Source organism: Clostridium neonatale, assembly GCF_001458595.1.
Taxonomy (GTDB): domain Bacteria; phylum Bacillota; class Clostridia; order Clostridiales; family Clostridiaceae; genus Clostridium; species Clostridium neonatale.
Map to the genome: position 1 here is coordinate 142,332 of NZ_LN890326.1, position 13,475 is coordinate 155,806.

General features: G+C 29.8%; 7 protein-coding genes. 1 reads left to right on the forward strand and 6 read right to left on the reverse strand.

The window, feature by feature from the left end; translation table 11 throughout:
- Positions 1-404: 404 nt before the first annotated feature.
- From BN2920_RS02590 to BN2920_RS02600, 3 genes are all read right to left on the reverse strand, one after another.
- Positions 405-1,640, reverse strand: coding sequence for a TolC family protein (locus tag BN2920_RS02590; protein ID WP_058293477.1), 1,236 nt, complete (start codon positions 1,638-1,640; stop codon positions 405-407).
- A gap of 387 nt (positions 1,641-2,027) precedes the next feature.
- Entirely contained in the window at positions 2,028-5,198 is a 3,171-nt protein-coding gene (locus BN2920_RS02595; RefSeq protein ID WP_058293478.1) for an efflux RND transporter permease subunit, read from the reverse strand.
- 4 nt (positions 5,199-5,202) lie between these two features.
- Complete coding sequence (locus BN2920_RS02600) at positions 5,203-6,405, reverse strand: efflux RND transporter periplasmic adaptor subunit (RefSeq protein ID WP_058293479.1); 1,203 nt, start codon at positions 6,403-6,405, stop codon at positions 5,203-5,205.
- Positions 6,406-6,826: 421 nt separating this feature from the next.
- On the opposite strand from BN2920_RS02600, the gene BN2920_RS02605 reads away from it, so the two are divergent.
- Positions 6,827-7,123, forward strand: coding sequence for a MarR family winged helix-turn-helix transcriptional regulator (locus BN2920_RS02605; RefSeq protein WP_242868287.1), 297 nt, complete (start codon positions 6,827-6,829; stop codon positions 7,121-7,123).
- 395 nt (positions 7,124-7,518) lie between these two features.
- On the opposite strand, the gene BN2920_RS02610 is transcribed toward BN2920_RS02605, so the two are convergent.
- The 3 genes from BN2920_RS02610 to BN2920_RS02620 form a co-directional block, all read right to left on the reverse strand.
- Positions 7,519-8,766 (reverse strand): TolC family protein, encoded by a 1,248-nt coding sequence (locus BN2920_RS02610; RefSeq protein ID WP_058293480.1) that lies wholly within the window; start codon positions 8,764-8,766, stop codon positions 7,519-7,521.
- Positions 8,767-8,843: 77 nt separating this feature from the next.
- Positions 8,844-11,987: an efflux RND transporter permease subunit gene (locus BN2920_RS02615; RefSeq protein WP_058293481.1), complete on the reverse strand. Its 3,144-nt coding sequence runs from the start codon at positions 11,985-11,987 to the stop codon at positions 8,844-8,846.
- A 3-nt stretch (positions 11,988-11,990) separates the two neighbouring features.
- Positions 11,991-13,193, reverse strand: a complete 1,203-nt coding sequence (locus BN2920_RS02620) for an efflux RND transporter periplasmic adaptor subunit (RefSeq protein ID WP_058293482.1) — start codon at positions 13,191-13,193, stop codon at positions 11,991-11,993.
- Positions 13,194-13,475 lie beyond the last annotated feature (282 nt).

Consider the following 13,475-nt stretch of genomic DNA (forward strand, 5'->3'; position numbering starts at 1 on the left):
GGGCATAATAGTCCTAGTACCTAAAAGCCTTAAACTTTAGAAGGTTTTAACACCAGACTGGATTTGTTCTTTAAATCACTTTAAAGGTTTGCCAGCCGTTAACGGTAGTGCTTAATACCGTGGGGCACCCGCCGAAGTTTCGATAACTCCCCAACCTCGTCAACTTCTTTCGAAGTTCTGGCGCTTTAAATATAGATGCTTTTTAAAACTATCCCTATATAATTCCACCTTTCTATTTCTTATTTCACACCCTTTTATATATTTTATCATATAAATTAGTTTTGTCTATAATATATAATATTAAAGTGCTTTTAATTATGTGATTAATAATAATTTAAGAATTTATCTATAAAAATTGCATCCTAAGTTATTTAGGATGCAATTTAAAATTCATTAAATTTGTATTATTGTCCAGCAGAAGATGAACTGCTTACTGCCCAAGGTTTTTCAAATACTATCTTCAATTGATAATATTGATTTAATGTCTGTCTCAAACTAATATCTAATTGTCTATACCCTGTTGCAGCTGTATTATAGTCATTAGTAGTCATCAATCCTAATTGATATTGTAGCTTTGTATTCGCTAAGCTTTTATTAGCTATATCAATATTAGTTATTAATTGATCAATTCCATCTTCCATTGCTAGAATATTAGAGTAATTACTTCGTAACATATTTTTATATGTTTTCTCTTTTATGTTTACTCCAGCACTTGCAGATTCACTACCCTTTTTAGCCTCTAAATAGCCTTTATATGCAGCTAATGCTCCATTTTTAGCAGTATTATATGCTTCTTCATTAAGATCATATCCTATAACATTTCCATCGGAATCTGTTTTAGGAATATTATAAAATTTATCTTTATCTGGCATTTCTAAATCATCTAAATCATCATCTTTCATATCGTCTACAGCATCTTCTAGAAGATCAGCTAATTCTCTATCATACTTAGTAATAATGCTTATTTTATCATCAATATAACTTTCAAGATCACCATCTAGTTTCAATTTTTCATAATTTAATCTATCATCAAATGTATAGTTATTTACATTTATTCCTGTAGCTAATTTTAATTTTTCTTTTAAATCATTAAGTGAGTTTATTTTAGCCTGTAAGGTATCTTTTTCAGTCTTAAGAGAAGCTTCTTGCTTGGACATAGAAACAGAATCAATTAAACCTTTATTATATTTTAATTTCATATTACTTGTTTTTGTTTCTTCATTATTAACAATCTCTCTTTGATATTCAACCTGCTTTTCAGCTAATACTATACTGTTATAAAGATTAGTTATTTCATACTCTACTGCATCTTTTCTAAATTCTTTTGATTGCTTAGCAGAATCTATATTTACATCATTTTGGTCTTCTCCATTATCATTATCAGCTTCATCATAATAATCCTGCAAATCTTTATAATAATTTAAATTGCTTGATAATATTTTCATTTGATCATCATTATTTAGGCCTGCTTCTATCGCTTTATCTAAAGTGAGGATTTTCAAACTATTTTCTGAAGCCCCTGATATTGTGTTTATCTTACTATCTCTTATAGTTTCAGTTGCCAGTACAGGAGATACATTTCCTACTATTACACTTAAACCAATTCCAATAGCTATTAATTTATTAATGTTTTTCTTCACTTTCATACCTCCAAATGTATTATTTATACAATTAGCAATGAAGACTATACAAAATGTACCTCTTCATTACTATAAATTCATTCATTTAATAACTCATTCTTTATAATCAACTAATAAATTCGCTTAAGCTCTAATGCTTTAAATCTTAATATTTTTTTAAGTTAATCTATATAATTCCACCATTTTATTCTCTTATTTTACACCCTTTTATATATTTTACCATACAAATTAGCTTTGTCTATAATATATATTATTAACATATTATTAACGATTTAAGAACTTACTTAATAATGCTTTTCTTAACTTTCATACCTCTAACTATATTATTAGATATTAGTAATGAAGACTCTGCAAATTGCATGTCTTCATTACCATAAACAAATATATTTATTTTTTTAATTTTTCTTTTCCATTTTTTATTATATTTTTAAAACTATTTTTTAATTTATTATTGTCATTATAATCTGAATCATTAGAGTCTTTTTTTAATATTTTTCTTAATTTTTTCTTAAATGAATTTTCAATTCTATCAAATATCAAATATAAAGTCGGTATTAGAACTAATGTTACTAATGTTGATACAGTAAGTCCTCCAATAATTACTATCGCAAGTGGCTGCATCATAGCTCCACCTTCACCAAATGCTAATGCACTTGGAATCATGCCAACTATAGTTGTCAATGTTGTCATCAATACTGGTCTAAGCCTTGCTGCTGATCCCTTAGCGACAAGCTCTTCTAATGTACCATCAAATTCTGATTCTCTAAGCTGTCCAATATAGTCTATTAAAACTATACCATTATTAACAACTATACCAACAAGTAATATGGCACCAAGCATACCTACTACATTTAATGTAGTTCTTGAAATTACCAATGCAAGAACTACTCCAACAAATGCAAATGGTATACTAAACATTATTATGAACGGTTTATTAAATGATTCAAATTGAGCTACCATTACCATATATACCAGAATTAATGCTATTATCATTGAAAATACAAGCCCACTCATAGATTCATTCATCATTTCAGCTGTACCACCAACATCTATTCCATAGTCTCTAGGCATATCAACTTGATTAACTGCTGCAACTGCTTTGGCTGATGCAGAATTGGTATCTAACCCATCTGCTTTTGCTGTAATTGATATTGAATAGTCGCCATCTGTTCTTGAAACTGATTTTAATCCTTCTGACATTTTGATATCTGCAAAAGCACTTAAAGGAAACTCTTGTCCTGTTGCTGATTTTATTTTTATCTGTCCTATATCATCTACGCTATCTATACTTGAATCTTTAAATTTTAAGTTAACATTATAATCATATCCGTCTATTGTTACTGTACTTGTATCTGAGCCACTTATTGCTGTACGTAACGTTGATGCTACTGATGCTGTATTTATTCCATATAATGTTGCTTTTCTTTTATCTATTTTAAATTGTGCTTCTTGATTTGCATCTGATAATGATGTTTCTACATTTCTGAATCCTTGGATCTTTTCCACATTAGCCTTCGCCTGATTAGCTATTTCTTCTAATACGTCTAAATCAGGTCCCTTTATATCAACTTGAACTTCACCAGATCCTCCCATAGACATACTACTGCTCTGACTTACATTAATTTCGCAATCAGGAATTACCTTTAATCTTTCAATTACTTCTTGTTCTATTTCATCAGTTGATCTATCTCTTTCTTTAGATGAAACTAAATCTAAATTTATACTTGCACCTGAACTCATTAACGAGCTCATCCCTGAGCCTGTTCCAAATGAAGTCACCATCGTTTCAATTTCTGGTATATCTGCAATCTTTTCTTCAGCCATTGATACATAATAATCACTTGGTTCTAAGTCTAATCCTTCAGGTAATGTGATTGATATGCTTAACATACCCTCATCACCTGTAGACATAAAATCCATACCTATCGCGCCAGAAAAGCCTAAAATTATTGAACCAATAAACATTCCTATACTTATAAGTACTACTACTGTCTTATGCTTTAATGAAACAGTGATGAGTTTTTTATACATTTCACTAACCTTATCAAATATAGGAGATTCTTTCTCTTTCATTTTAGCAGCATTTTTCCCACCACTTAATTTAACAAATATACTAGGCACAAGAGTTATTGCAACTATCAATGATAATGTAAGTGCAAAAATAAGAGTTTTAGCTAATGATCCAAACATTATCTTAGTAAAGCCTTCTGTAAACAGGATCGGTAAAAATATTGCTACCGTTGTTAATGTTGAAGCTAAAACTGCATTAGAAACTGTTTGTGTTCCTTGAATTGCTGCTTCATCTAATGGTAAAGCATCATTTTGTCTATATTTAAATATGTTTTCAATAACAACTGTTGCATTATCAACAACCATGCCAACTGCTATTACAAGCGAACTTAATGTTACCATATTTAAAGTTTCACCAGTGAAATAAAGCAATGCTATAGCACCCACTATTGACGTTGGTATTGATACAGCAACAACAAATGAAGCCCTTCCACTCTTTAAGAAAAGTAATATTACAAAGAAGGCTATCACTGCACTTAATACCAGGTTATTCATTACATCTTTTATAGATGTACTAATATACTCGCTTGTATCATTTACTATCTTTAAATTATATTGTGGATTTTCTGAATTCAACTGCTCAACAATTTTATTTACATTCTTCATGACTTGTACTGTATTTGAATCTTGTTGTTTTTGAATATCCATAACCAAACTTTCTTGGCCATTATATCTATATACTGATGTCTTTTCTACAACTCCATATTCCACATCACATATTTTATCTAGATTAACTGTTTCTCCTCCAGATACAGGCACTTGAATTGACCTTATATCTTCTATATTCTCAATTTTATCTACTCCTCTAATTACAATTTTATCTTCACCTTGAGTTATAGATCCATATGGATAACTTTTATTAGCTGCTGATAAAAGCCCTTTTATAGTATCTAATGATACACCATAGTTTGAAAGAACTGCTGGATCTGCTGTTACATTAATTTGAGTCTTTTCACCACCATTAATATCAGCAGATGTTATCCCATCTACAGATTCTAATTTAATTTGTACTGTATCTTCAGCATATTTCATTATGTCATCTGTACTTCCATCACCATTTACAACAATTTGTGCTATGGCTTGGGCATTCATGTCCATTTTTAATATACTTGGTGATTCTACATCATCCGGCAAAGTCATTTTGACTCCATCTATTTTAGTTCTTACATCATTAAGTTTCTCATCTACATCAGTTCCATAATCAAACTGCGCCACAACCATTGATACACCTTCACTTGACTGTGATACTGTTGTTTTTACTTTAGATATACCTGAAAGACTCTTTTCAATTGGCTCTGATATTTGATCATCAATATCTTCTGGTCCTGCACCTGGCCACGTAGTCATAACCAGAACTACTGGTATCTCTATATCTGGCATTAAGTTAGCTGGCATTTTCATATATCCTATTCCACCAAACATCATAACGACTAAAAATACCATTATTATAGTAAGAGGACGCTTTACTGAAGTTCTTGTTACACTCATGCTGTTAATCCTCCTTTACTACTGGGAATAACTTGCTGCCATCATCAATAAGTGATGTTCCTCCAATGACTATTGTATCGCTATCACTTACTCCACTTGTAATTTCAATTTCTTCTGCTGTTTCAATTCCTGTTTGGACTTCTACTTTACTTGCTTTATTTTCTTTTGTAACTATGTATACATATTTTTTATCATCTTCTTCGATAATTGCTTTTCTAGGAATTGTAATTACTCCAGATTCTTCTTCGATGCTAACTTCAACTTCAGCTGATACTCCTGCTTTAAATTTGCCTTCTCCATTATCTACAAGTATCTCTACATTATATAATGATGATGAATTATCAACAGTAGTAGGAACTGTTTTAACTGTACCAGTAGTTTCATCATCTCCAATTATAACTTTAACTTCTTTTCCAACAGCAAATTTATCCAAGTCATTAGCTGTTATTTTTAAATCAACCTGTAATATATTAGGATTAGATATAACAAATGCAGCTCCTTGTTGACTTATAAGTTCATTTTCATTACAATTTTTAGCAGTTATAATCCCATCAACTGGTGCAGTTAATGTAAGTTTATCTATATTTCTTGCTGCAGAATCATAACTAGCTTGGGCTTGTTCAACTCCTTTTTGGCCTGCTTCTACAACTTTTGGAAGTAATTCATCATAACTCTTTATTGCACTATCTAATGCATCTTTAGCCTGATTATATCCCTTTTCAGCTTGTTTATAGGTATCTTCGCTTATTACATCTGCTTCATAAAGCTCAGTCTGTATATCATAATTTCTTTTTGCTTCATCATATGCTAGTTGTGCTGATTTTAAACTTGATTCCATTTGTATTTTGGTTTGCTCTATGTTACTATCACTACTAGCCTTAGCTGACTCAACAGCTGCACGAGCCGTATTGACTCCATCCCTTACATCATCACCTTTTATCGTTAATAAAACATCCCCTTTATGTACTTGTTGTCCAACTTCAACTTTTATCGATTCTACGGTTCCACCTATTTCTACTGAAACAGCCGTTTCATCTTTAATCTTTGTCGTTCCTATAAAAGTATTTGTATTTTTTATTTCTCCATTTTTAGCTGCTTTTACTGATACAGCTACTGACTTATCTTCTTGTTGAACTTCTTTACTTCCACATCCAACCAAACTAAATGCAGTAATACTTACTAAAAATAACGCCAAATATTTTTTCATACTTTCCTCCCCAATCTACCCAATTAATAACTTTTACTATGTTATACAATTGTTTACACTTCTTACCTTTTTCTTTAATATCAGCTTAAACAGAATATATATATTTTTTATATTGTATACTATACTTCTTTTAAGTGTATTATGTAATTGATTATAATTTTATAACTATTCTAAGTCAATAACTTTTGTCCTTGTTAATAAATTATTCATAGTCTATAATAATATTAATGAATTTTTAAAATTTAAAGTATGTTATAGGAGCCTTGATATATACTATGGATGAAATTGTATTAAAAACATTAGCAGATTCTTTATTTGATTTTTTAATAATATCTAGAAATAATGTTACGAATGGTGATGAATTTCTAAAAACTTTCCTGCGCCACCAAAACAATTTCAAGAATATATAGAAAAGTGCCCTATGCTGCCACCTTCACATATAAAAGTTATTATTTATCTTTATGAAATAAATTCAGCTCCAATGTCTCAAATTGCTTCTACTATAAATATTTCTAAATCAAATATGACACCAATTATAGATAAACTTATATCTTATGGACTTGTTAAAAGATATACTGATGAAAAAGATAGAAGAATTCTACGTATTGAACTAACTGAATTAGCATTTAATATATTCAATCATTTTAAAAATTATGCGAAATCAGTCTTGTTAAATAAAGTATCAATTCTTCCTGATGATGATCTTGAAGAAGCATAATATTGCATTGAAAAATTAACTTCTATTTTCTTAAAGCTGTCTTAAATCCAAAAAATAAATCTCAAACTCCACAGGGTTTGAGATTTATTATAAAATTCTTTTATGTAAAAAAAGCATTTTACATAAAGACTATACCGTTAATCAGAAGGAATAGAATTTGTTCATTGGTACGTAAAAAGAAAAAATCCATTACAAAAATCAATTTAAAACCTTGAAGAATATCTTTCAAAATCGAACTAAAAATCATTTATTTGAGTTAAATAAAATTGCATAAACTTATTTTTAAGTCTTTTAATTAAGATTGTTTAAGTGTATCTATTTATATAAAAACTGTAAGTTCAAAAAATCAGCATGAAAAAATAGCGCCCTAAATAATTTAGGATGCTATTATGAATTTATTGATTATCTTTTTGTTGCTCAGAATCTGAACTGCTTACTGACCAAGGTTTTTCAAATGTTGTTTTTAATTGATAATATTGATTTAATGTCTGTCTCAAACTAATATCTAACTGCCTATACCCTGTTACAGCTGTATTATAGTCATTAATAGTCATCAATCCCAATTGATATTGTAGCTTTGTATTCGCTAAGCTTTTATTAGCTATCTCAATATTAGTTATTAATTGATCAATTCCATCTTCCATTGCTAGAATATTAGAGTAATTACTTCGTAACATATTCTTATATGTTTTCTCTTTTATGTTTACTCCAGCACTTGCAGATTCACTTCCCTTTTTAGCATCTAAATAACCCTTATATGCAGACAATACATTATCTCTAGCAGTATTATACTCTGTTGTATTAAAATCATTTCCTATAACATTTCCTTCAGAATCTGTTTTAGGAATATTATAAAATTTATCTTTATCTGGCATTTCTAAATCATCTAAATCATCATCTTTCATATCGTCTACAGCATCTTCTAGAAGATCAGCTAATTCTCTATCATACTTAGTAATAATGCTTATTTTATCATCAATATAACTTTCAAGATCACCATCTAGTTTCAATTTTTCATAATTTAATCTATCATCAAATGTATAGTTATTTACATTTATTCCTGTAGCTAATTTTAATTTTTCTTTTAAATCATTAAGTGAGTTTATTTTAGCCTGTAAAGTATCTTTTTCAGTCTTAAGAGAAGCTTCTTGCTTGGACATAGAAACAGAATCAATTAAACCTTTATTGTATTTTAATTTCATATTATTTGTTTTTGTTCCTTCATTATTAACAATCTCTCTTTGATATTCAACCTGCTTTTCAGCTAATACTATACTGTTATAAAGATTAGTTATTTCGTATTCTACTCCATCTTTTCTGAATTCTTTTGACTGCTTAGTAGAATTTATGTTTACATCATTTTGATCTTCTCCATTTTCATTATCAGCTTCATCATAATAATCTTGAAGATCCTTATAATAATTTGATTTACTTGATAGTATTTTCATTTGATCATCATTATTTAAACCTGCTTCTATTGCCTTCTCTAAAGTGAGGATTTTCAAACTATTTTCTGCTGCCCCTGATATTATATTTATATTACTATCTCTTATAGTTTCAGTTGCCAGTGCAGGAGATACATTTCCTACTATTACACTTAAACCAATTCCAATAGCTATCAACTTATTAATGTTTTTCTTCACGTTCACACCTCCAAATGTACTATTTATACAATTAGTAATGAAGACTATACAAAGTGTACGCCCTCATTACTATAAATTTATCTAGATTTTATTTTTTCTTTTCCACTTTTCAATATATTCTTAAAATTAAACTTCATCTTCTTATCATTCTTAGGTTCATCATCTGAATCCTTATTGAATATTTTTCTAAGTTTTTTCTTTACTGAAGTTTCTATATTATCAAAAATAATATATATTGTTGGTATAAGCACTAAGGTTACCAATGTTGATACGCTAAGTCCACCAATAACAACAACAGAAAGTGGCTGCATCATTTCTCCACCTTCGCCAAATGCAAAAGCTGAAGGTAGCATACCTATTATAGAAGTTAATGCTGTCATTAAAACTGGTCTTAATCTTGTTGAAGATCCCTTTGCAACTATTTGTTCTAAACTTCCTCCAATATCTGATTTTCTTAGCTGCTCAATATAATCAATTAATACTATACCATTATTAACAACCATACCTATCAATAATATTGCCCCCAACATTCCTATTACATTTAATGAAATTCTACTTACTACAAGTGCTAGTACAACTCCTATAAATGCAAATGGTATGCTGAACATTATAATAAATGGTCTACTAAATGATTCAAACTGAGCTACCATTACCATATATACAAGAACTATAGAGATTAACATAGCAGATACAAGGCCTGACATAGCTTCATTCATTTGTTCTGCATCTCCACCAACATCTAATCCATAATCTTTAGGGAAATCTAATTGCTTTATTGCTTGCATTGCTAAATTGTTTGCTTTATTAGTATCCATTCCATCTGCTATACCACTAACAGCTATAGAGTAATCTCCATCTGTTCTTGATATTGATTTAACACCTTTTGCGATTTGAATATCTGCAAAAGCGCTTAATGGTACTTCTTTTCCACCTGCTGATGTTACAGTTATTTTTCCTACATCCTCTATACTATTTATACTATCTTCTTTTAGCTTTAAGTTGATGTCCATACTATAACCATCAATTGTTACAGTGGTTGCATCAGTTCCAGTAATTGCAGTACGTAATGTTGATCCAATACCCACAGTATTAACACCATACAATGCTGCTTTTCTTTTATCTATTTTAAATTGAACTTCTTCTTTACTATCACTAAGGGTAGTTTGTACATTTCTAAAATTTGGAATTGCTTTCAATTTTTCCTCAGCTTGATTTGATAACACTTCTAAAACATCTAAATCTGGTCCTTTTATGCTTATCGATACACTTCCACCGCTGCTACCACCCATACCACTTGAACCAACTGTTATTTCGCAGTCTGGAATAACTTTTAATTTTTCTGCAACTTCCTTTTCTATTTCAGAAGCACTTCTATCTCTTTCTGTTCTAGGTGTTAACATCATATATATCGAACCTGAACTTTTGTCTACTTCAGTTAACATTCTATCAAGTTCTGGAGTATTCATTATTTTTTCTTCTGCCATTGATACATAATACTCACTTGGCTTTAAATCCAAGCCATCTGGTAACTTCATGCTTATTTGAACCATACCTTGATCCCCCATAGACATAAAGTCCATTCCTATTAATCCTGAAAAACCTAAGACTATAGACCCTATAAATAACCCAAAGCTTGTCAACACTACTATTGTTTTTCTTTTTAATGACCAAGATATAAATCTTTCATAAAATGCACTTATTTTATCAAATAATGGTGTTGGCTTTTCTCTCATTTTAGCTGCATTTTTTCCACCACTTAATTTAGCATAAATACTTGGTACAATAGTCATAGCTACTATTAAAGATAATGTTAAAGCAAAAATAAGTGTTTTAGCTAATGCACCAAACATTATTTTAGTAAATCCTTCAGTGAACATAATCGGTAAGAAAATTGCTATTTTAGTTAATGTTGATGCCATAATAGCATTTGATACTGTTTGTGTTCCTTTTACGGATATTTCCTCTACATCAAGCATATTATCTGATCGCCTATGCTTAAATATATTATCAATAACAACTATAGCATCATCAACAACTATACCAACTGCAATTACTAGCGAACTTAATGTAACCATATTTAAAGTTTCACCAGTAAAGTATAGTAATGCAATAGAGCCAATTATTGATGTTGGTATTGCAACTGATATTACTAAAGATGCTCTTAAACTCTTTAAGAACAAAAGTATAATACCAAATGCAATGACTGAGCTAAGAACTATGTTTAACATTACATCCTTTATAGATGCCCTAATATATGATGATTCATCATATGCTACAGTGAGCTTGAATTGTTCATTTTCTTTATTTAATTGATCAACAGTTTTGTTTACTTTATTCATTACTTGAACAATATTTCCATCTTGTTGTTTCTTAATATCCATTCTTAAAGCAGGTTTTCCATTGTATCTTTGTATTGACTCTTTTTCTTTAGATCCATAATTAACGCTACATATTGTTCCTAAATTAACAGTCTCACCTTCATTTGTAGGTATTTGAATTAATCTTACATCTTCTAAAGATTCAATTTTATCAACCCCTCTTAAAACAAGAGAGTCCTCTCCTTGAGTAATAGAGCCATAAGGAGTAGTTTTATTTGAACTTGCTAAAATTCCCTTTATTGCATCCAAAGAAATTCCATAGTTTCTTAATACGGCTTGGTCTGCAACTACATTTATTTGAGTTTTATCTCCCCCTTGTATATCTGCTGCATTTACACCATCAACAGATTCTAACTTAGGTTCAACTATATCTTCTGCATATTGCATTATGTCATCTGAATTTCCTTCACCTTCTACTATAATAAAAGATATCGCTTCTGAATTCATATCAAATTTTTGAATAGTTGGTCTATTTACATCATCCGGTAATGAGCTTTGAACTGTATCTACTTTTGATCTTATATCATTAAGTAAATCATCAACCTTTGTTCCATATTCAAATTGTGCAACAACCATTGAATAGCCTTCTCCTGATTGGGAAGTTGTTGTTTTTACACCTTGAACTGATGAAAGAGCTTTTTCTATGGGCTTTGATACTTCTTTATCAATATCCTCTGGTCCTGCACCTTGCCATGTAGTTTGTACCATTACGACTGGGATATCAATATCAGGCATTATATTTGATGGCATTTTTAAATATCCTATTATTCCAAATAAAAGTACTATTACAAATACCATTATTATAGTAAGTGGACGTTTAACTGAGGTTCTTGTTATGCTCATATATTAGTCCTCCTTTACTACTGTAAATAATTTACTTCCATCTTTAATACGTGATAAACCTGAAATTACTATAGTATCTTTATTGTTTACACCACTTTTAATCTCTATTCTTTCTGCTGTTTCAATACCTGTTTGAACTTCGACTTTTTTAGCTTTATTATCTGCTGTTACTACATATACATATTTTTTATTATCCTCTTCAAATACAGCTTTTTTAAGTACACTAATTGTGTCATTTTTATTTTCTGTAGTAACTTCAACATCTGCTGCCATTCCGCCTTTAATTTTACCTTCAGAATTATCAGCAATAACTTCCACTGTATATAATGATGTTGAATTATTAACTACAGATGGCACTGTTTTTATTGTTCCTTCTGCATCCTCACCATTAACAGTAACCTTTACTTTATCCCCAACTACAAATTTATCTATATCATTTGATGTTATTTTCAAATCTATTTGGATTATTGATGGATTTGATATAGTAAATGCCGGAGAACCTTGTGCTATTAATTCGTTCTCTGTGCAATTTTTAGCAGTTACAATTCCATCAACTGGAGAAGTCAATGTAAGTTTTTCTAAATTTCTTGCTACCGAATCATAACTCGCCTTAGCTTGTCCAACTCCTTTTTGACCTGCTTCTTCAACTTTAGGCAACAACTCATCGTAACTCTTTATTGCACTATCTAATGCTTGTTTTGCTTGATTATACCCTTGCTCAACTTGTTTATACGTATCTTCACTTATTGCATCTGAATTATATAATTGTGTTTGTATTTCATAATTTCTTTTAGCTTCATCATACGCTAATTGTGCATTCTTTAAGGCTGTTTCTAAACTAATTTTAGTTTGCTCTATATTACTGTCACTAGTAGCCTTCGCAGATTCAACAGCTGCACGTGCCGTATTAACTCCATCCTGTACATCATTTCCTTTTATTGTTAAAAGTACATCTCCTTTATGAATTTCTTGCCCAACTTCTACTTTTATTGATTCTACAGTTCCACCAATCTCTACCGATACATCTGTTTCATCTTTAAGTTTTGTTGTTCCTGAAAATGAATTTGTATTTTTTATTTCACCTTTTTTAACAGCTTGTACAGATACTGCTATAGATTCTTCTTTTATTTCAATTTCCTTGCTACCACAGCCTACCAGCGATAATGCCGTAAGCATTACCAAAACTAATGCTAAATGCTTTTTCATATTTTCCTCCCCAATCTACTATATTCAATGAATTCTAGTATAATATTATTGCTTTTAATACTATATCATATATCATAGCTTATACTCCTTATTTTTTTCTTAATATTAACTTAAATAGAACTTATGATTTATTTTGTATTTATATTCCATATAATTCTCGTTTATATTACATATAAACCCAGTATATAGCTGATTATAATTTCATAACTATTCTAAGTTAATAACTTTTTTCTTGTTAATAAATTGTTCATAGTCTATAATAAATACTAATGACTTTATAAA